Source organism: Sinorhizobium chiapasense (assembly GCF_036488675.1).
Classification (GTDB): Bacteria; Pseudomonadota; Alphaproteobacteria; order Rhizobiales; family Rhizobiaceae; genus Sinorhizobium; species Sinorhizobium chiapasense.
Map to the genome: position 1 here is coordinate 3,017,363 of NZ_CP133148.1, position 20,034 is coordinate 3,037,396.

The 20,034-nt window shown below is 62.1% G+C and carries 19 protein-coding genes; 8 read left to right on the forward strand and 11 right to left on the reverse strand.

Annotation, left to right across the window (positions count from 1 at the left end; genetic code table 11):
* Positions 1 to 54 precede the first annotated feature (54 nt).
* The 5 genes from RB548_RS14615 (at position 55) to RB548_RS14635 (ending at position 4,605) form a co-directional block, all read left to right on the forward strand.
* Complete coding sequence (locus RB548_RS14615) at positions 55 to 897, forward strand: cytochrome c oxidase subunit II (protein ID WP_331372007.1); 843 nt, start codon at positions 55 to 57, stop codon at positions 895 to 897.
* A gap of 131 nt (positions 898 to 1,028) precedes the next feature.
* Entirely contained in the window at positions 1,029 to 2,810 is a 1,782-nt protein-coding gene (gene ctaD / locus RB548_RS14620; RefSeq protein ID WP_331372008.1) for a cytochrome c oxidase subunit I, read from the forward strand.
* Positions 2,807 to 3,505: a cytochrome c oxidase subunit 3 gene (locus tag RB548_RS14625; protein ID WP_331372009.1), complete on the forward strand. Its 699-nt coding sequence runs from the start codon at positions 2,807 to 2,809 to the stop codon at positions 3,503 to 3,505. Before ctaD ends, RB548_RS14625 begins: the two co-directional genes overlap by 4 nt.
* Before the next feature lie 10 nt (positions 3,506 to 3,515).
* Positions 3,516 to 4,238: a heme-copper oxidase subunit III family protein gene (locus tag RB548_RS14630; protein ID WP_331372010.1), complete on the forward strand. Its 723-nt coding sequence runs from the start codon at positions 3,516 to 3,518 to the stop codon at positions 4,236 to 4,238.
* A gap of 10 nt (positions 4,239 to 4,248) precedes the next feature.
* Positions 4,249 to 4,605, forward strand: a complete 357-nt coding sequence (locus RB548_RS14635) for a cytochrome C oxidase subunit IV family protein (RefSeq protein WP_331372011.1) — start codon at positions 4,249 to 4,251, stop codon at positions 4,603 to 4,605.
* 52 nt (positions 4,606 to 4,657) lie between these two features.
* Here RB548_RS14635 and RB548_RS14640 read toward each other — a convergent pair whose 3' ends face one another.
* The 3 genes from RB548_RS14640 to RB548_RS14650 all read right to left on the reverse strand — a co-directional run bounded on the left by RB548_RS14640 (position 4,658) and on the right by RB548_RS14650 (position 7,459).
* Positions 4,658 to 5,665, reverse strand: a complete 1,008-nt coding sequence (locus tag RB548_RS14640; RefSeq protein ID WP_331372012.1) for a serine hydrolase domain-containing protein — start codon at positions 5,663 to 5,665, stop codon at positions 4,658 to 4,660.
* 128 nt (positions 5,666 to 5,793) lie between these two features.
* A complete protein-coding gene (gene gshB / locus RB548_RS14645) occupies positions 5,794 to 6,738 on the reverse strand; it encodes a glutathione synthase (RefSeq protein WP_331372013.1) in 945 nt (314 codons plus the stop codon).
* 271 nt (positions 6,739 to 7,009) lie between these two features.
* Positions 7,010 to 7,459 (reverse strand): SRPBCC family protein, encoded by a 450-nt coding sequence (locus RB548_RS14650; RefSeq protein ID WP_331372014.1) that lies wholly within the window; start codon positions 7,457 to 7,459, stop codon positions 7,010 to 7,012.
* 251 nt (positions 7,460 to 7,710) lie between these two features.
* On the opposite strand from RB548_RS14650, the gene RB548_RS14655 reads away from it, so the two are divergent.
* Both RB548_RS14655 and RB548_RS14660 read left to right on the forward strand, forming a co-directional pair.
* Positions 7,711 to 8,769, forward strand: coding sequence for an adenylate/guanylate cyclase domain-containing protein (locus tag RB548_RS14655; RefSeq protein WP_331372015.1), 1,059 nt, complete (start codon positions 7,711 to 7,713; stop codon positions 8,767 to 8,769).
* Positions 8,770 to 8,989: 220 nt separating this feature from the next.
* Complete coding sequence (locus RB548_RS14660) at positions 8,990 to 10,012, forward strand: LLM class flavin-dependent oxidoreductase (RefSeq protein WP_331372016.1); 1,023 nt, start codon at positions 8,990 to 8,992, stop codon at positions 10,010 to 10,012.
* A 53-nt stretch (positions 10,013 to 10,065) separates the two neighbouring features.
* Here RB548_RS14660 and RB548_RS14665 read toward each other — a convergent pair whose 3' ends face one another.
* The 5 genes from RB548_RS14665 to RB548_RS14685 all read right to left on the reverse strand — a co-directional run bounded on the left by RB548_RS14665 (position 10,066) and on the right by RB548_RS14685 (position 15,925).
* Entirely contained in the window at positions 10,066 to 11,697 is a 1,632-nt protein-coding gene (locus RB548_RS14665) for an FGGY-family carbohydrate kinase (protein ID WP_331372017.1), read from the reverse strand.
* Positions 11,698 to 11,762: 65 nt separating this feature from the next.
* Positions 11,763 to 12,491, reverse strand: a complete 729-nt coding sequence (locus RB548_RS14670; RefSeq protein ID WP_331372018.1) for an SDR family oxidoreductase — start codon at positions 12,489 to 12,491, stop codon at positions 11,763 to 11,765.
* Between the two features lie 29 nt (positions 12,492 to 12,520).
* Positions 12,521 to 13,783, reverse strand: coding sequence for a sugar ABC transporter permease (locus RB548_RS14675; protein WP_331372019.1), 1,263 nt, complete (start codon positions 13,781 to 13,783; stop codon positions 12,521 to 12,523).
* Positions 13,780 to 14,601 (reverse strand): ATP-binding cassette domain-containing protein, encoded by an 822-nt coding sequence (locus RB548_RS14680; RefSeq protein WP_331372020.1) that lies wholly within the window; start codon positions 14,599 to 14,601, stop codon positions 13,780 to 13,782. Before RB548_RS14680 ends, RB548_RS14675 begins: the two co-directional genes overlap by 4 nt.
* A gap of 277 nt (positions 14,602 to 14,878) precedes the next feature.
* Positions 14,879 to 15,925: an ABC transporter substrate-binding protein gene (locus RB548_RS14685; protein ID WP_331372021.1), complete on the reverse strand. Its 1,047-nt coding sequence runs from the start codon at positions 15,923 to 15,925 to the stop codon at positions 14,879 to 14,881.
* 310 nt (positions 15,926 to 16,235) lie between these two features.
* On the opposite strand from RB548_RS14685, the gene RB548_RS14690 reads away from it, so the two are divergent.
* The gene (locus RB548_RS14690; protein WP_331372022.1) at positions 16,236 to 17,255 is read left to right on the forward strand and encodes a LacI family DNA-binding transcriptional regulator; all 1,020 of its coding nucleotides are present in this window, start codon (positions 16,236 to 16,238) and stop codon (positions 17,253 to 17,255) included.
* 126 nt (positions 17,256 to 17,381) lie between these two features.
* Here RB548_RS14690 and RB548_RS14695 read toward each other — a convergent pair whose 3' ends face one another.
* From RB548_RS14695 to RB548_RS14705, 3 genes are read right to left on the reverse strand one after another with little or no spacing between them, the layout of a single operon-like run.
* Positions 17,382 to 19,214, reverse strand: a complete 1,833-nt coding sequence (locus RB548_RS14695; RefSeq protein WP_331372023.1) for a carbamoyltransferase family protein — start codon at positions 19,212 to 19,214, stop codon at positions 17,382 to 17,384.
* A 13-nt stretch (positions 19,215 to 19,227) separates the two neighbouring features.
* The gene (locus RB548_RS14700) at positions 19,228 to 19,377 is read right to left on the reverse strand and encodes a DUF5989 family protein (RefSeq protein WP_331372024.1); all 150 of its coding nucleotides are present in this window, start codon (positions 19,375 to 19,377) and stop codon (positions 19,228 to 19,230) included.
* Positions 19,378 to 19,399: 22 nt separating this feature from the next.
* Positions 19,400 to 19,831, reverse strand: a complete 432-nt coding sequence (locus RB548_RS14705; RefSeq protein WP_331372025.1) for an SxtJ family membrane protein — start codon at positions 19,829 to 19,831, stop codon at positions 19,400 to 19,402.
* Positions 19,832 to 20,034: the final 203 nt, after the last annotated feature.

The following is a 20,034-nucleotide window of genomic DNA, read 5'->3' on the forward strand; positions in this document are numbered from 1 at the left end:
CTCTACGGATTGCGTATTCATGCCCACAGCCGATTGCGGTAGGAGGGACAAGAAATGGCCGTGGTGGTGATTCTGGTTTTGTTGGCCGCCGGATCAGTGTTGTTCCATTTGTTGAGTCCCTGGTGGTGGACACCAATCGCCTCCAACTGGAATTACATAGACAATACTCTCATCATAACTTTCTGGATCACCGGCTTCGTCTTCGTCGCGGTTGTCCTGTTCACTGCTTATTGCGTTTTCCGGTTCCGCCATCGCCCCGGCAACCAGGCAGCCTATGAACCCGAAAACAAACGGCTCGAAGGCTGGCTCGCTGTAAGTACAACGGTTGGCGTCATCGCGATGCTGGCGCCGGGCCTTTTCGTCTGGAACCAGTTCATTACCGTCCCGGCGGCAGCGACCGAAGTCGAAGTCGTCGGCCAACAATGGCTGTGGAGTTTCCGGCTGCCGGGCAAGGACGGAAAGCTCGGAACGTCGGAAACCCGGGACGTCGCGCCCGAAAACTCGCTCGGCCTCAACCGCAACGACGCGGCTACCCTCGACGACCTGATCATCGAAGGTGGCGAGTTGCACCTGCCGGTCGGAAAACCCGTCAAGATTCTCCTACGTTCGGTCGACGTCCTGCATGATTTCTATGTGCCGGAGTTCCGCGCCAAGATGGATATGGTGCCCGGCATGGTGACCTATTTCTGGTTCACGCCGACGCGGACAGGCACGTTCGAGATCCTCTGTGCCGAGCTCTGCGGCACCGGCCATCCGCAGATGCGCGGCACGGTGGTGGTCGACAGCGAGGCCGATTACCAGACGTGGCTCGCCGAGCAGCAGACCTTTTCGCAATTGACCGCATCGTCCGGCGACAGCCCGAGGGCGGTCACGGCCGACGCCTCGTCGGCTCAATAGGAGCGCCACTGCATGCTTCCTTAAATCCTGGCCGATTTAAGGACAAAAACATGCAGCAATTCAAAGTGTTACAGCGCCCTTTGCGCGTCTGATAAGACGCGCGGCGCTCTAGGTAGAAAGCTGGGAGGAATATGATGGTCGACGTCCGGTCCGGTATTGGCGAAGCGGTCCCGCCCGCCGAAGTCGAGGATGTTGAACTTTATCATCCGCACAGCTGGTGGACCCGATACGTTTTCAGCCAGGACGCGAAAGTCATCGCCATCCAATACGCGACGACGGCGATCGCTATCGGCATGGTTGCGCTGGTCCTCTCGTGGCTGATGCGCCTGCAGCTCGGCTTCCCCGGCACGTTCGACTTCATTGACGCCGAGCGCTACTACCAGTTCATCACCATGCACGGGATGATCATGGTGATCTATCTGCTGACCGCGCTCTTCCTTGGCGGCTTCGGCAACTACCTCATTCCGCTGATGGTCGGCGCCCGCGACATGGTCTTTCCCTACGCGAACATGCTGAGCTACTGGATCTACCTCATCGCGGTGCTGGTGCTGGTCGCAAGCTTCTTCGCTCCCGGCGGACCGACCGGGGCCGGCTGGACGCTTTACCCGCCCCAGGCAATTTTGTCCAATACGCCCGGCGGCAAGGATTGGGGCATCATCCTGATGCTCTCTTCGCTGATCATCTTCATCATCGGCTTCACGATGGGTGGCCTCAACTACGTCGTCACGGTTCTGCAGGGCCGGGCGCGCGGCATGACGCTGATGCGCATGCCGCTGACCGTCTGGGGCATCGTCACCGCCACGGTCATGGCCCTGCTCGCCTTCCCGGCACTATTCGTCGCCTGCGTCATGATGCTCTTCGATCGATTGCTCGGCACGAGCTTCTTCATGCCGGCGATCTCCGAGATGGGCGAGCAACTGCAATATGGCGGTGGCAGCCCGATCCTGTTCCAGCATCTCTTCTGGTTCTTCGGTCACCCGGAGGTCTACATCGTCGCGCTGCCGGCCTTCGGCATCGTTTCGGACCTCATCAGCACGCATGCACGGAAGAACATCTTCGGCTATCGCATGATGGTTTGGGCGATCGTCATCATCGGCGCGCTGTCCATGGTCGTCTGGGCGCACCACATGTACGTCAGCGGCATGAACCCCTATTTCGGCTTCTTCTTTGCCACCACGACGCTGATCATCGCAGTACCGACGGCAATCAAGGTCTACAATTGGGTACTGACGCTTTGGCGGGGCAACATCCACCTGAGCTTGCCGATGCTCTTCGCACTCGCCTTCATCGTCACCTTCGTCAACGGCGGACTTACCGGGCTTTTCCTCGGCAATGTCGTGGTGGACGTACCGCTCTCCGATACGATGTTCGTCGTCGCGCATTTCCACATGGTGATGGGCGTCGCGCCGATTCTGGTCATCTTCGGTGCGATCTATCACTGGTATCCGAAGATGACGGGGCGCATGCTCAACGAGGCGCTCGGCCAGTTGCATTTCTGGATCACCTTCCTCGGCTCCTATGCGATCTTCTTCCCGATGCACTATGTCGGCCTCGTCGGCGTCCCGCGCCGCTACTACGAACTCGGCGAAGCGACGTTCGTGCCGGAGTCGGTGCACAGCCTCAATGCTTTCATCAGCGTCGCAGCACTCGTCGTCGGCGCCGCCCAGATCGTCTTTCTTTTCAACCTCGTCTGGAGCCTGCGCCACGGCAGGGAAGCCGGCGGCAACCCCTGGCGCGCGACGACGCTTGAATGGCAAACGCCTGTGACACCCCCTCCGCACGGCAACTGGGGCAAGGAACTGCCGGTCGTCTATCGCTGGGCTTACGACTACAGCGTGCCCGGCGCGCCCGAGGACTTCATTCCGCAAAACCAGCCTGGGCCGGGACGCGTGACCCACGAGGCCGCCTCATGACGGTCGTGTTGGTCTTCCTGGCGGTCATCGCCGTCATCATCGCCTGGTGGCTGGCACAACAGCGACTGGCCTCGAAGCCGTGGCTGGAAGTGGGTCACGGGCACGACCGTCGCGGCATCGAGCCCGTGCCAGCTGCAAAGGTCGGTCTCGGTGTCTTTCTCGCCGTGGTCGGCGCGCTCTTCACGCTTTTCATCAGTGCCTATTTCATGCGCATGGCGTCTTCCGACTGGTCGCCGCTGCCGCTGCCGCGCTTTCTCTGGATCAACACCGCTATTCTTGCCTTGAGCAGCGCAACCCTGCATTGGGCAAAGCTCGAAGCCGAACGGCGGAACGACGAGGCGGCACGGACCAGCCTGCTCGTCGCGTTCGCGGCAGGCCTCGCCTTCCTCGTCGGACAGCTTTTCGCCTGGCGCGCGCTTTCTTCCGCCGGGTATTTTCTGACCAGCAACCCGGCCAACAGCTTTTTCTACATGCTCACCGCGATGCATGGCCTGCACATCGTCGGCGGGCTCGCGGCGCTGGGACGCGTCACCCTGCGCACTTGGGATGCGCCGATCGACCGCCGGGCGCACCTCTCCATCGGGCTTTGCGCCACCTACTGGCATTTCATGCTGGCCGTCTGGCTGGTTCTATTCGCCCTCTTTTCCGGTTGGGCCAACGACGTCGTCGATCTCTGCCGTCAATTGCTGACATAGGAACGCTGACATGTCCGCTCCACTAAAGCCATCCTCCTTGGAAACGCTCCCCCGCCCATCCGGTCTCGCCGGCTTGGCGGCCGACTGGGCTTCGGACCAGCGGGCCTTCAAGAATGTCTCCTGGGGAAAGGCCATGATGTGGATCTTCCTCCTGAGCGACACGTTCATTTTCGGCTGCTTCCTGATCGCCTACATGTCGGCGCGTATGGCGACGACCGTGCCCTGGCCGAACCCGAGCGAGGTCTTCGCACTGGAGATCGGCGGGGTCCACGTGCCGCTGATCCTGATCGCCATCATGACGTTCGTCCTGATCTCCAGCAGCGGCACCATGGCGATGGCCGTCAACTGCGGTTACCGCCGCGACCGGCGCAAGACCGCCGCGCTTATGCTCCTGACCGCGCTGTTCGGGGCCACATTCGTCGGCATGCAGGCCTTCGAATGGTCGAAGCTGATCGCCGAGGGCGTGCGGCCCTGGGGCAATCCCTGGGGGGCGGCGCAGTTCGGCTCGACCTTCTTCATGATCACCGGCTTTCACGGCACCCACGTCACGATCGGCGTGATTTTCCTTTTGATCATCGCCCGCAAGGTCTGGCGCGGCGACTTCGACACGGAGCGGCGCGGCTTCTTCACGAGCCGCAAGGGTCATTACGAGATCGTCGAGATCACCGGCCTCTACTGGCACTTCGTCGATCTGGTCTGGGTCTTCATCTTTGCATTCTTCTATCTTTGGTGAGGAGGGGATCATGGCTCATGCCGAGGCACATGCCACGCAACATGTGGCCCACACGGAACATCAGCAGCACCCGATCAAGCTCTATCTCCTGGTCTGGGGACTGCTTTTCGTCCTCAGCACCTTTTCCTACCTCGTCGACTATTTCGGACTGCAGGGATATCTTCGCTGGTCGCTGATCATCATCTTCATGATGCTCAAGGCCGGCCTCATCGTCGCCGTGTTCATGCACATGGCCTGGGAACGCCTCGCGCTGATCTACGCGATTTTGCTGCCACCCCTCCTCGTCCTGGTTTTCGTGGGGATGATGGTCTCGGAGTCGACCTACGTGCTCTTGACGCGGCTCCTGTTCTTCGGCGCGGCGCCCTGAACGCGATCCGCAGTGCGCCACGCGGCCACTTCCGCCCGTGGGCATGCGACGTTCAGGATGCTCGGACCGTTTTTACGATCTCGGCCATGACGCCATGCAGCGCGTCGCGATAGCCGTTGCGCGCCGAAGGCCCGCTCTCCTGCGAGGTCATCACGACGGTCAGTTGCAGCGACGGGACGATATAGAGCATCTGACCGCCGTAGCCCCAGGCGAAATGCACGTCCTCGCCGCCGATCTGCCGTGCGAACCAGCCATAGCCATAGGCGTCGCCCGAGAAAACCGAATTGGTGCGCGCCTGCCATGAGAGCGCGATCCAATCTTCCGGAATGATCTGCCGGCCTTCGGCCGTCCTGCCGCGGTTGCGGTAAAGCTCTCCGAAGGCAAGCAGCGAGCGGGCGCTCATCGCCATCTGGTTGCCGCCGAGATAAATACCCTGCGGATCGCGCTCCCAGGCGCCGATCCGAAAACCGTCGACCGGACCGAGCCACTCACGCGCAAGCGCCAGGGTCGACTTGCCGCTGACTTTCGTCAGGATCGCCGAAAGAAGATGGGTGGAGGCCGTCGAATAAAGCATCCGCCCTCCGGGCTCATCGTCGAAAGGCTGGGAGAGTGCAAATCGAACCCAGTTGCGGCTGGAGACCCAACGGCCGTAATTTGGCCCGGACATCCGCCCGAGTCCCGCCTGCATCGAAAGCAGGTTGCCGATCGTGATGTCGTTGATCCGGGGATCCGGCGATGCCGGCAGGTCGCTTTTCAAGATCGGCGCGATTTTCTGGTCCGGGCCTTCGAGCAGGCCCTTATCGATCGCAATGCCGACAAGCGCCGAAACGATGGACTTCGACGCCGACTTGATGTTGGTCGATTCCCCGGGCGTATGGCCGCGATAGCCGCGTTCCGCGACGACCTTACCGTCGCGGGCAATCACGACCGTCTTCAGCGAAGTCAGATCCTGGCGGTCCGCAAGGTCATCGAGCAACGACGGGACGGAAGGGATCTCCTGCGCGATCGCAGCCGGCAGGAACGCGAAGAACGACAGGAAGACGGCAATCAGCTTGATCATGCGCCTCACCCTAGGGTGGATCCGCGACGAAATCATCACGCGGATACCAAGACTCACGCCGATTTGAAGCCGGTTTATTACGAAGCCGCGCTACAGCGCCGCGCGTCTCAATAGACCCGCGAAGACCGTCACCCCGCCCGCTTCGCCTCCAGCACGTCCCACACTTTTGCGGCCACGTCCGGACCACCAAGCTTCCTTACCGCGCGGATGCCGGTCGGCGCCGTCACGTTTATTTCGGTGAGCTTGTCGTCGATGACGTCGATGCCGACGAGAATGAGCCCCTTCTCGCGGAGCGACGGACCCAAACGCTCGCAGATTTCCCGCTCCTTCTTCGTCAGGTCAGCGACGGTCGGCGCGCCGCCGCGCACCATGTTGGAGCGCAGATCGCCAGCCGCCGGCACCCGGTTCACCGCGCCCGCGAACTCGCCGTCAACGAGAAGAATGCGCTTGTCTCCGTGCTTCACGTTCGGCAGGAACTGCTGAATGACCCAGGGCTCACGGAAGGTCGTCGCGAAGATATCGTAGAGCGAGCCGTAGTTGAGATCGTCCTTGGTGAGGCGCACCACGGCTGCGCCGCCATGGCCGAAAAGCGGTTTCATGACGATGTCGCCATATTCCGCGCGGAACAGGTCAATTTCTGCCTTGTCGCGCGTGATGAGGGTCGGCGGCATCAGGTCCGAGAACTCGGTGACGAAGAGTTTCTCCGGCGCGTTGCGCACTTGGGCCGGATCGTTGACCACGAGGGCCTTGGGATGGATTTTTTCCAGGATATGGGTCGCCGCGATGTAGGACAGGTCGAATGGCGGATCCTGGCGCATGAGCACCACGTCGACGTCAGCCAGGTTCGCACGCTGCCTCTCGCCGAGCACGAAATGGTTGCCTTTCTCGTCGCGCACTTCGACCGGTTCCAGCGCACAAAAGACATTGTCGCCGATCATCGCCAGGCGATCGGGAGTGTAGTGATAAAGCTCGTGTCCGCGCGCCTGCGCCTCCAGCATCAAGGCAAAGGCGCTATCGCCTGCGATGTTGATTGAGGAAATATGGTCCATCTGGACCGCAACTTTGAGTGCCATGGAGAGTCTCTCGGGCGAACCGCCGCCAATATGGAATTCGGGCCGGCTGGTGGTCTCGCCGGCCTCATCGAAGAAACATGCATCCGGGCCGGCACTGCCAAGGCCATTCCGCATGTCGGTGACGTGTCATCTTGAAGCACGACTTCGACCTCCGTGCAACGGTCGCAGAAGCCTTGGTGCTTGCCGGAGTATTCGCGGAGACCTGTCGATCTCACGCAATCCCGAGCGGAATAGAAGCCGGGCGGTCGGGGCTAAGCAGCGGCTCGATGCGTCAGCCGGTGCGGCCGTGCCAGGGATCGGGCCCCGGCTCACGTCCGGCCGCGACCTCGGCCAGGCGGTCGAGGTAGTGGGCCCAGCCTTCCGCATGGCCTGCGCACTGCTCGGCATTGGGCAGGCCGCTGTGGGTGAGCCGCAGCAGCGTTCCGTCCGGCTGCTCGATGAGGTCGATCTCGACAAGACTCGACGCAGGCGGCACGATCTCGCTGTCGTCCCAGCCGAAGCTGTACACTAGGCGATGTACCGGCACGACCTCGCGGAAGGAGCCGCGGGCGAAGCGGGCCCCGGTGACATTGACGAGATAGAGGCCACCGGGCTCCGGCTCGACGTCTGCCTCCGTTCCCATCCAGCGCAGGATCTTTTCAGGATCGGTCAGCAGGGCGAACACCGCGGCGGGTGGCGCTGAAATGTGTGTTTCGCGACGTACAACGAGGGCCTCGGGCATCGGTCTCCCCCAATGGTTGCGATATGCTGCCCGGCCCTGGTGCATGGATAAGCGTCGGGTCGGGGCCGGCCGATGATAGACCGGCGTGGCCGACCGCGCCACACCTATAGCGCCGTGCGTCATTTCAGGCACGCAAAGATCGCTGTAGCACTTTGAATTTGCTGTAGCTTTTACCCTGAAATAGTTCCGATTCAAGGAAACGTGCAGTCGCGCGGATGACAGGTAAGCGAACGTGACGCTATGATCGCGACATGGATCTGCCCTCACCCCTTGCCTGGCTGGTCGACGAGGCCGCCGCGTCGCCCGACCCGGAGAATTTTTTGGCCGAGCTCGGCCGCCGGCTGTTGGCAGACGGTCTTCCGTTGGCCGGTGGCGCCCTGACACTGGCGGTGCCGCATCCGATCGTCGCCCGCCGCACCTGGCTGTGGCGGGCGGAGACCGGGACGGTGATCGAGGCGCTGGCTTTTGCGGCCGGTCCGTCCAGCCAGGCCGGACACGACTGGCTTGCCGGGCTTGGTCCGGTTGAGGAGAATATGGTCGGCCCGGCGCTGGACAGATTGGTGCTGGGCTGGGCCGGCAGTCGGGCGTTTAGTCCAGCCGAGATCGACCGTCTGCGCCAGGCCGCACGCTTTGCCGCCGCGCCCTTGGCTGCCTTGGCCGAACGGGCGGCACTTGCGACGCTGCTCGAGGCCTATCTCGGTCGCCGTAGCGCCGCCCGGGTTCAGGCCGGCGCGCTCAGTCGCGGCACCGGAGAGACCATCCGTGCCGTGCTGCTTTGTACCGATCTGCGCAACTTCACCGCCCTGTCCGAGGCGACTGAGCCCCAGGCGATGATCGCAACCCTTGACGCCTGGTTCGACCGCGTCGCCGGGGCAATACACGCCTTCGGGGGCGAAGTGCTGAAATTCATGGGCGATGGCCTGCTGGCGATCTTTCCCGTTTCCAGCACACCGGCCGAGGCCTGTGGAGCGGCATTGCGCGCGGTCGTCGCCGCCCGCGCCGGCATGGCCCATCTCGATGCCACGCGTGAGGCGCAGGGGTTGGCGCCGCTGCCCTTCGGCGTGGCGCTGCATCTCGGCGAGATATTGTGGGGCAATATCGGCGCGGCCGACCGACTGGATTTCACCGCCATCGGCCCCGCGGTCAACCTGGTCAGCCGGTTGGAAGGGCTGTGCCGGCCGCTTGGCAAGTCGGTGCTGATCTCGGGTGCGGTCGCCGGCGAGACCACCACACCGCTGGTGCCGCTTGGCGAACACGTGTTGCGCGGCATCGCGACACCCTGCGCTGTCTTCACGCTGCCGGATGCTTGAGCGGTCATCGCGGTACATCGTCCGATCGTTCGCCTTGGCGACGAATGGTATGCCTGTATCCCGAGCCGGATTTGTGCCACGAAGCAATGGCTGCAACATCACACCTTTACAGCGCCGCGCGTCCAATCGGACGCGCGGCGCTGTAGCACTTTGAAGTGCTGCATGATTTTGTCCTTAAACCGATTCCGATTTAAGGAATCATGCAGTAGGCTGCACAACCATGAAGAAGATCGGCTTTCTCTCGTTCGGGCACTGGGCGCCCTCGCCGCACTCGCAGACGCGATCGGCGTCTGACGCGCTGCTGCAGTCCATCGACCTCGCCGTCGCGGCGGAGGAACTCGGCGCGGACGGGGCGTATTTTCGCGTGCATCACTTCGCCCGCCAACTGGGCTCGCCATTCCCGCTGCTTTCGGCCATTGGCGCAAAGACCAGCCGTATCGAGATCGGCACCGCGGTCATCGACATGCGCTACGAGAACCCGATGTACATGGCCGAGGATGCGGGTGCGGCCGACATCATCGCCGGCGGGCGCCTGCAGCTCGGCGTCAGCCGCGGCTCGCCCGAGCAGGTGATCGACGGGTGGCGTTACTTCGGCTACCAGCCGCCCGAGGACGGTACCGACGCCGACATGGCGCGGCGCCATGCGGAGGTCCTGCTCGATGTGCTGCGTGGCGAAGGCTTTGCTCAGCCCAACCCGCGGCCGATGTTTCCCAATCCCCCCGGCCTGCTGCGCATCGAGCCGCACTCGGAGGGTCTGCGCGAACGGATCTGGTGGGGCGCCAGCTCGAATGCGACCGCCGTTTGGGCAGCCAAGCTGGGCATGAATTTGCAGAGTTCCACACTGAAGGATGACGAGACCGGCCTTCCCTTCCATGTGCAGCAGGCCGACCAGATCCGCGCGTTTCGCGAGGCATGGAAGGCGGCAGGCCATGAGCGCGAGCCGCGCGTGTCGGTCAGCCGCAGCGTCTTCGCACTGGTGGATGACCGCGACCGCGCCTACTTCGGACGAGGTGGCCGGGATGAGGACAAGATCGGTTTCATTGACGAGAAGACCCGGGCGATTTTCGGTCGGAGCTACGCCGCCGAGCCGGACGTCCTCGTTGAGCAGTTGGCAGAGGACGAGGCGATCGCCGAGGCCGACACGCTGCTCCTGACGGTCCCCAACCAGCTTGGCGTCGACTATAACGCGCATGTCATCGAGGCGATCCTGACGCACGTTGCCCCAGCTCTTGGCTGGCGCTGACGCCCGTACCGCGGGAGCCGCTTCGCCCGACCCGCAGCGGGTTCGAGACAAGCCTACCGGATCTCGCGCGCCAGCGACTGAAGCTTCTTGAAGGCGTCGTATCTCAGCGCATGAAGCGCTGCGATTTCGCCACCGGCAGGTGCGTAAGTGCGATCCGTGCCGGAAAGCCTTGCCATCGCCGAGCGAACGTCCGGGAATTGGTCCGCCGCGACGCTTCCGAGGATGGCCGCACCGAGAAGCACAGGCTCCTCGGAGCGCGTCGCCAGAACGGGCTTTCCGGTCGCGTCCGCCAGGAGCTGTCGGACGAGATCAAGCTGGCCGGCGCCTCCGCTGATGACGATCTGGTCGATCAGAGCGCCGGACGACGCTTGCGTATCGATGATCTGCCGCAGCCCGTAGCCGATGCCGCATAATCCGGCCACGTAGAGCGACACGAGATTGTCGAGATCCCTCTCCATGCCGAGCCCTGCGACCACCGCGCGGGCATGCGGATCGGCAAAAGGCGCGCGGTTGCCGAGAAATTCCGGAACGACATGGAGCCCGCCGGCCACCTCGACCGCTCCCGAGAGCGTCTGGGCCTTCTGCGCGGCAAGCTCAGCCAGAAGGACGGGCAGCGAGACACCGCGACGCTCTGCCAGCTCCAGTGCCTCGCCAGTCGCTGGGTGGAACGACAGAAGCTGCTCGATCGCAGCGCCTGCCGCGGACTGGCCGCCCTCGTTCAGCCACATCCCCGGCACCATCGCCGAATAGTAAGGTCCCCACACGCCGGGCACGAAAACCGGCTCCGACGTAGACGTCATCGTGCAGGAGGAGGTTCCGAAGACATAAGCCAGGTTGCTCTCCGGGGGGCCGTCAACACCGACTGTTCCGATGCCGCCGGCATGGGCGTCGATCATGCCGGCTCCGACCGGCGTGCCGGGTGCGAGACCCAGTTCCTCGGCGGCGCGGTCCGTCAGCCCGTTTCCAACCGGCGTACCTGGCTCCACGACATGCTGGCCTATGCGCAAAAAGTCTTCATCCGCGAGCTGACCAAGGCCGATAGCGCGGAAATAGTCCGGATCCCAGCGCCTCTCGTGCGCGAGATAGGTCCACTTGCACGTCACCGTGCATGTGGAACGGGCAAGGTCGCCCGTTGCCCGCCAGGTCAGGAAATCCGCAAGGTCGAAGAATTGCCAGGCGGCATCAAAGACATGGGGACGGTTTTCGCTGAGCCAGAGAAGCTTCGGCGTCTCCATCTCGGGCGATATGCGCCCACCGACATAGCGCAGCACATCGTGCCCCTTGGCGTTGATGCGCTCCGCCTGGTCGACGGCGCGGTGGTCCATCCAGACGATGATATCGCGCTGAGGGTCCTCCGACGGTCCGACCGGAAGTGACCGCCCGTCGTCGCCAAGGACGACGAGCGAGCAGGTCGCGTCGAAACCGATGCTTGCCACTTTTGCGGGATCGACGCCTGCTGCGGAAACCGCCTCGCGAACGGCTGCGCAGACGGCAGACCAGATCTCTGCGCTCGACTGCTCGACGATGGAACCGGCCTCGCGAAACAGCGTGATGTCGCGCTTGCCCGACGCCAGCAGCCGACCGGTCAGGTCGAAAAGGCCAGCTCTGGCGCTTCCGGTCCCGACGTCAACGCCGATGAGATATCGTTCGCCGCCCGCAGGGCGTGCGGAAGAAGTGTTGGTCATGGTCTACCGCCTGCAATCAGGAACGTGGATCGGCGGAGGCCTGAGCCTCGCGCCGTCGGAGGTAATCAGAGATCGACGCTGTTGGGCAGGATCACCAGATCGCGGATCGTGACGTTGCGCGGACGCGTCAGCATGAAAAGCACCGCATCCGCCACTTCCTTCGGCTGCATGAGGCTGCCGTTGGCGAGTGCCTCTTCCATCTTCGCCTTGGGCCAGTCGTCGAGCAGTGCCGTCACCACGGGCCCAGGCAACACGGCCCCGACGCGTACGCCATGTGGCGCCACCTGCCGCCGGGTGCTGTGCACGAAGGCCTGCACGGCAAATTTCGATGCCGTGTAGATCGGCTCCCAGACGACAGGGACGACGCCCGCAATCGAACTCGTGAAGAGGATGTCGCCCGATTTCTGCTCGATCATGTAGGGCAGCACCGCGTGGACCGAGCGGAACGCCGCATTGATGTTGAGGTTGAGCATCCGGTCCCATGCGTCCGGATCGCCTTCGGCCACCGGACCGCCGATATAGGCACCGGCATTTGCGTGGAAGACGTCGAGCTTCCCGGCGATATCGAGGATTCTCGGAAGCATGCCGGAGACTTCGGCAGGCTTCAGAAGATCTACGACCAGCGGCAGAGCGTTCTCCCCGAGCTCGGCACAGAGCTGTTCCAGCTTGTCCCGCGCGCGATCGACGAGGACGACTTTCGCCCCTTCCGCAAGGAGTGTGCGGGCGCATTCCAGCCCGATGCCCGATGCCGCGCCTGTGATGGCGGCAACCTTGCCTTTCATGAGGTCAGCCATATTGAGAACTCCATTCCAATAGATTGGGATCACGCGCGTCCGTGGCTGACACGCGAACGACGGGCCAACGAGTCGACGATGACAGCGATTGCCAGAACGCCGCCGGTGATCATGTAGCGGAGCGACGAGCTTAGATTGAGCAGCGTCAGACCGTTCGAGATCGCCTGGATGACGATGATGCCAAGCAGAGCCGAATAGGCACTGCCACGCCCGCCGAAGAGGCTGGTGCCGCCGATGACGGCCGCCGCGATTGCGTTGAGATTGACATCGCCCGTGCCGGCCTGCTGGCTCGAGGAGGCAAGACGTGATGCCGACAGGATGCCACCCAGAGTGGCGAGTGTGGAGCAGAGAACGAAGGCGCTCATGTAGATCCGGCGGACGTTGATGCCGGACCGGCGCGCGGCCTCCCGGTTGCCGCCGACCGCGAACATCGACCGGCCCCACTTCGTACGCGTCAACGCGTAATTGAGGATCACGGCAAGAGCGACGAACAGGCCAAACATCCACGGCACGCCGCGGCCGAGATTGAGATAGAAGACTGCCACTTCAAGCGCGACCGTAAGCACGACCGCCTTGATGATCAGCGCACCGAGTGGCTGTGCGGAGAGGTTCGCCGCCTGCCGCTGGCGCATCGTGCGCATACCCTTGCCGATCATCACCAGGCCCGGCACTAGCGCCAGCGTGTGGGAGAGCCAGTCGGGCATAATCATTATCTGTCCGAAGCGGACGAGCGAGGAAGCGTATGGCAGGTTGATCGAACCGGTTGGGCCGAGGATATAGAGCTGCATGCCCAGCAGCGCGAGAAGACCAGCGAGCGTGGCGATGAAGCTCGGCATACCGAGCCGGTTGTAGAGGGTTGCATAGATTAGTCCGACTGCGGCGCCGACCAGAAGCGCCGCGAATATTGCTGCGGCGATCGGCCAGCCGGAATTCACCCACAACACCCCGATCATCGCCGAGGCCAGGCCGCTCATGGAGCCCACCGAAAGATCGATTTCGCCTAGCACAAGCACGCAAATGATCCCCAGCGAGATCACGCCCACAGTGGCGCAATCGAAGAGCAGGTTCACCAGGTTGTTGGGAGCAAGAAAGACCGGATTGAGTGCTGAAAAGATGATCGATATGACAATGAGGCCTACCGCGACCGGCAGCATGCCGAGGTCGCCCGACCGGACGCGATCAATGAAGCCCCATACCATGTCGAGGATTCCCTCGTCGTGGCGCACACGTTCATCGCTGCGGTCAAGCCTCTGCTGGGTCTGGACAGCGGTGTTCGAAGGATTCTGGCTCATGCGGCTCCTCCGCTCTGCTCGTTGGCGAGGCCGGTCTTGCGGTCGAGACGACGAGAAACGGCGTTCTCCGTGGCACCGGTGATCGCGGTGACGAGGTCATGGTTGGACGCGTCCGGCAGGAAGACGCCGTTGTTCCGGCCAAGCCGTAGTACGACGATGCGATCCGCCACGGCGCGCACGTCTTCCATGTTGTGGCTGATGATGATTACGCCGAGCCCGCGGTCGCGGACGCGTTCGATCAGGTTGAGGACTTCGGCGGTCTGGGCGACGCCGAGCGCCGCCGTCGGCTCATCGAGCATGATGAGCTTGGGATCCAGAAGCAGCGAGCGCGCGATCGCCACGGTCTGGCGCTGGCCGCCGGAGAGCGACGCGATCGGCTGGCGCACGGACGGGATGCGCGCGGCCAGCTCCCGCAGAAGCGTCCAGGCGCGCACTTCCATCGCGACTTCGTCGAGTTGCCAGGGGGCCAGCTCGTGGCCGAGGAACAGGTTCGCCACGACATCGAGATTTTCGCACAGCGCCAGGTCCTGGAAGACCGTCGCAATCCCGAGGCCAAGCGCCTTTGCGGGATTGTCGAGCGTCACGCCTTCCCCGCAGAACTCGATCGAGCCCGCGGATGGTTGATGCACGCCGGCGAGGATTTTGACGAGCGTCGACTTGCCGGCGCCGTTGTCTCCGACCAACGCGACGACTTCGCCCGCGTTGACGTCGAGCTCGATGTCGGTGAGCGCGGATACGGCGCCAAAATTCTTGGATATGCCGCGAAGACGCAGCACAGGCTCACCTTTCGCGAGAGCATTCTGGATATCGCGTGTCATCGCCTTTCGACCTTTCGACTACGGCGCCGCGCATCAGGCGCGGAAAAACGCTGTAGCGCTTTGAATTGCTGCATGTTTCTACCCTTAAATCGGATGCGATTTAGGGAAACAGGCAGTGGAGCGGGATCAAGGAAACGTACGAGCGATTCCGCCAGGCATCCCGTTCCAAGTTGTTAGAATCCATCACGGCCATGATTATGGGTCGACCAAAAATCATCGCGATCTCGGAGACGTGCTCGGCCGCATCCTGCGGCCGAACACAACAACAGTCAGAGTCTCAGTTCATGATGCCGAGTTTGCGGCAGCCCTCAACATATTCGCCGGTGCAGATCTCTTCCGGCGTGTTGATCTTCTTGTCGAAGATCTCGGCCTTGATGTTTTCGGCCGTGACGACCGCAGGAATGAAGAGCTGCGAAGGCGTTTCGTACAGCTTGTGGGGCGCTTCCGGCGTTTCGCCCTTGATCAGCTTCACGGCGACATTGGCGGCAGCCGCCGCCACGATCTCGGAAGGCTTGGAGATCGTATTGTACTGATCACCGGAGATGATCAACTGCAGGGCCGCAATCGTCGCATCATTGCCGGTGACGGGCGGCACAGGCTTGACGCCTGCCGCCTTGAGCGCCGCGATGGCGCCGCCGCCGGTTCCATCGTTAGCCGCGACAATCCCCGTAATCTGATCGCCGAAACGGGTGATCTGGCCCGCGGCCCATTCCTGCGCCTTCGGCGGCGCCCAGTCCGGCGTGTCGAATTCGGCGAGCGTCTTGTAGCCGGATGCATCGAGGGCGGAGTCGATGCCGTCGCGAATGAGGCCGGCCGCCGCATCGGTCGGCGAACCGTTGATTTGCAGCACGCCGGAACCATCGGGAACCCCGGCCGCCTTCAAATGCTCGACCAGCGACTGCGCGATCGCGCGGCCGATGCCTTCATTGTCGAACGAAACGTAATAGTCCGCCGGCTTGTCCGGGATCGGACGGTCATAGGCGATCACCTTGACGTCCTGGGAATGGGCGATTTCGACGAGCGCGGCGGCTGCGGCGGAGTCAACCGGATCGAGCACCACGACCTTGGCGCCCTGAGCGATCACGGAGTTGAACTGCTGCTGCTGAAGCGCCACGTCCGCATTGGCGTTCTGATAGATGACGGTGCAGCTGGGGCAGAGCTTCTCCATCTCCGCCTTGAAACCTGGATAATCATGCTCTTCGTAGCGGGTCGAGGCCTGGTCCGGCATCAGGAAGGCAACGGTGGCCGCTTCCTGCGCTACGGCCGAGCTGTTGAGCGACACGGCAAGGCCGGTCGAGGCAAGCAAGTAATAGATCGTCTTCATAAGTTTCCTCCACGGTTGATTTTCGCCGGCGTCCTGAAGCTTTTGAAGGGCGACCCCCTCAAGATATCGCGGTGTCGTCTGGCGACAAATTCCGGACGGCATCTACAGTCCATCAGGGCGCAGCCGGTCGCTCGCCGCAGCTAACGCTGCAGCGCTTGGTTTTATGATTCCTGTCTGACTCCCTCCCTGCCCAGCTTCTGTTGAAACTGGCGGCTTCATCGATTGTGCTCGCTTGCTCAATCGATGAAGCAGAATTGCCACTGAACTTCTTTGGTGTCAAGGTGGCGTTCGAAAATGGAGATCAAAATTCGTGAAGCGCAGCATTCCGACGAAAAGGACAACGATCTACGACCTGGCCGAATTGGCCGGCACCTCGGCGAGCGCGGTGAGTGCCGTGCTCAGCGGGAACTGGAAGAAGCGCCGCATCAGTGTCCAGCTTGCGGAGAAGATCACCCGGCTCGCCGAGGAACAGGGTTATGCGCTGAACATGCAGGCGAGCGTACTGCGGCGAGAGCGATCGAAAATCATCGGCATGATCGTGCCGAAGTACGACAACCGCTACTTCGGCTCGATCGTCGAACAGTTTGAGGCCATGGCCCGCGAGAGAGGCCTCTTCCCGATCATCACCTGCACGCGCCGCGATCCCGCACTGGAAATCGAAGCGGCCCGCGCAATGCTCTCGTACCAGGTGGACTGCCTGATCGCGACCGGCGCGACCGATCCGGATCGCATCGCCGACATCTGTTCCGCTGCCGGCGTCCGCGCCGTAAATCTCGACCTGCCGGGTTCGCGCGTGCCGTCGGTCATCTCGGACAATTTCGCCGGCGCGCTCGAACTCACGCGTCGCGTGCTGGCGAACTGCGAGAGGGAGTTCGGTGAAAAGGCGCCGCTGCTTTTCGTCGGCGGGCGCGGCACCGACCACAACACAGCGGAGCGTGTGAGAGGATTCCGCGCCGCCCACGCCGAAACGGGGGTGGCGGTCGACGAGACGCTCGTCCTGACATGCGGCTATGCGCCGGAGAAGGCGGAGAACGCCATGAGGGCGATGGCGGAAAAGGTGGGAACACTGCCGCGCGGCATGTTTGTCAACTCGACCATTTCGCTTGAAGGCGTCATGCGATGGATCCGTCGCTCCGGCCATTATGCCGATCGGATGCCGCACCTCGGCTGCTTCGACTGGGATCCTTTCGTAGCCATGCTTGGCGACCACATCGAAATGGTTCGCCAGGACGTTCCGAAAATGCTTGACGCGGTCTTCGAGATCATCGACTCCGGCGCGTCGGACCTGAAAGTGATCCAGATTCCGCCGATCGTCGAGCAGACGGGGTAAACACGGGCGGTTGCCGCCGACCCGTTAGATCATTTCATTGTTTCTTTGAAACAGCGAAATGATCTAACTATTTGAAATTGCGCAATTCCGGACGGAAAACCGTTACACACTTTTCCTGGAATTGCTCTAATCGAGCTCGAACTGTTCCTTGTAATCCTTGCGTAGACGTTCGGGCTGGTCTTCCTTCTTCAGCATGCAGTTGCCGACCACGAGGCGTTCGATCTCGGTGCCCATGAAGCATCGTAATGCATCTTCCGGCGTGCAGACGATAGGCTCTCCGCGCACATTGAAGCTGGTGTTGACAAGGACCGGACAGCCGGTGCGAGCTTTGAAGGCCGTCAAGAGATCCCAATAACGCGGGTTGGTCTCGCGATGCACCGTCTGGATGCGCGCGGAGTAATCGACGTGGGTGACAGCCGGAATCTCTGATCTCGGCACATTCAGCAAGTCGATGCCGAACAACTGCTCCTGCGGATGGTTGGCATATAGCCTCCGGCTCTCCAACACGTCGGCGACAAGCAACATATAGGGGCTGTCGGCATCGAGATCGAACCAGTCGGCCACGTCCTCACGGCGAACCGAGGGCGCAAAGGGGCGGAAGCTCTCCCTGTATTTGACTTTGAGATTGAGCGTCTTCTGCATCGTCGGCGAGCGCGGATCACCGAGTATCGAGCGTCCTCCGAGCGCGCGCGGCCCGAACTCCATGCGGCCCTGCATCCAGCCAACGGCCTTTTCCTCCACAAGGGCCTCGACCGTGTCTGCCGTGATTTCGGCGTCGGACAGAACCCGGTAGGTCGCGCCGGCCGCAGTAAGGCGTTGTTCGATTTCACCTTGTGCGTAGCTCGGGCCGAGATAGGCCCCGGCCATGCTGTCTCCACCGTTTGTGGCGCGAGGCTTGTTCAGATAGTCATGCCATACGGCGAGTGCCGCACCCAAGGCGCCGCCTGCATCGCCGGCCGCGGGCTGTATCCAGATGTCCTCGAAGAGGCCTTCCTTGAGGAGCTTGCCGTTGGCAACGCAGTTGAGCGCGACGCCGCCCGCCAGGCAAAGGTTTCTTTCATTGGTTTCCCGCTTCGCGAACCGTGCGAGCCGCAACACGACCTCTTCCGTGACGCTCTGGATCGACGCCGCCAGATCCATCTCGCGCTGGGTGAGCGGGGATTCCGGCTTGCGCGGCTCGCCGCCGAACAAGCGATGAAAGGCCGGCGACGTCATCGTGAGACCGGTGCAATAGTCGAAATAGCGCTGATCAAGCCGAAACGAGCCATCCTCCTTGAGGTCGATAAGATGGTCGAGGATGGTCTGGACAAAGCGCGGCCGGCCATACGGCGCGAGCCCCATCAGCTTGTACTCGCCGGAGTTCACCTTGAAGCCAGTGTAGTAGGTGAAGGCGGAATAAAGCAGGCCCAGGGAATGGGGGAAATGGATTTCCTTCAATATTTCAAGGTGATTGTCGCGGCCATGGCCAAGGGATGTCGTGCACCATTCGCCGACGCCGTCCATGGTCAATACCGCCGCCCTTGGGAAGGGAGAAGGAAAGTACGCGCTCGCCGCGTGCGCCAGATGATGCTCGGTAAAGAGCAGCGACCCCGGCCATTCCTTCACCCCCGCAAGCCTGCCTAGGTCCCTGCGAAGGAGCTTCTTTTGAAAAAGCTTCTCCTTGATCCATACCGGCATCGCAATCTTGAAGGAACGAAACCCCCTCGGGCTCGTCGCAAGATAGGTCTCGAGAAGACGCTCGAATTTCAAGAACGGCTTGTCATAAAACACGACATGATCGATATCGCTTATGCCACAGCGCGCTTCCGCCAGGCAGTATTCTATTGCCCGCGCGGGAAAACTCGGGTCGTGCTTCTTTCGAGTGAAGCGTTCCTCCTGCGCGGCCGCGATGACGCGGCCGTCTTCGACCAGAGCCGCCGCGCTGTCGTGATAAAAGGCGGAAATGCCCAGAACGCGCACGACGGCCCCCGCATCAGAACAGAGTGTAGATGAACGGTGCGACGGCGGTGCCCTGTGTGAGGACCACCAGCGTTCCGAAAACCGTCACCACGATCAGGATCGGAAGCAACCAGAACTTCTTTCGGTTGCCCATGTAGGCGAAAAGCTCCTGGACGAATTCCATCTCTTCTTCCCTCTGTGGACGTTTAGAACTGGTTGCGCATCGTCGCGGGCACTGGCTCGTGTGCGGGCCTCGTTTTCCAGTATGTGCTCGCGCTACGGTCCAGTGCCGGCGCCAAGGGGTCGTGGCCTCGCAGCCGCAAAACAAGCCCGATCGGAATGAACGTGGTGACGTAAATCAACAGCATCACGACGGGATTGATCACCTTGAACAGGAGTAGACCGAGTTTGGTCCAGAGCCGGTTCGCGACGGTCAAAGTATCGGGGGCTAGGTATGCCAAGGCGACAAGCGCAATACCGACGGAACCAAACGCAATAGTCAGGGGCGTGGCTTGCTCGGCTTGCCACCACCTCAAAACTGCGATGCAAGAAAGAATTCCGCCGACGGTATAGCCGAAACTACGGTTGGACGGACCTTCCGGGATGGTTTCTATGATCGGCTCATGCGACGCGCTCATTGCTACCCATCTCAAATCAAGCGGCCGGCGTCAAACGCTGGTAAATTAAAATCGAGGGCGATAGTCCCTCACAATCGCATTAAATTCATGACCGACTACAGCAACAGCAGGGAGGCCTGGTCAATATGCCGATGGATATAGAAACGGCTTGTGAGCAGCAAATCCGCATCAATTCAATGCTCTACAGCCGCATATCTGCGGCC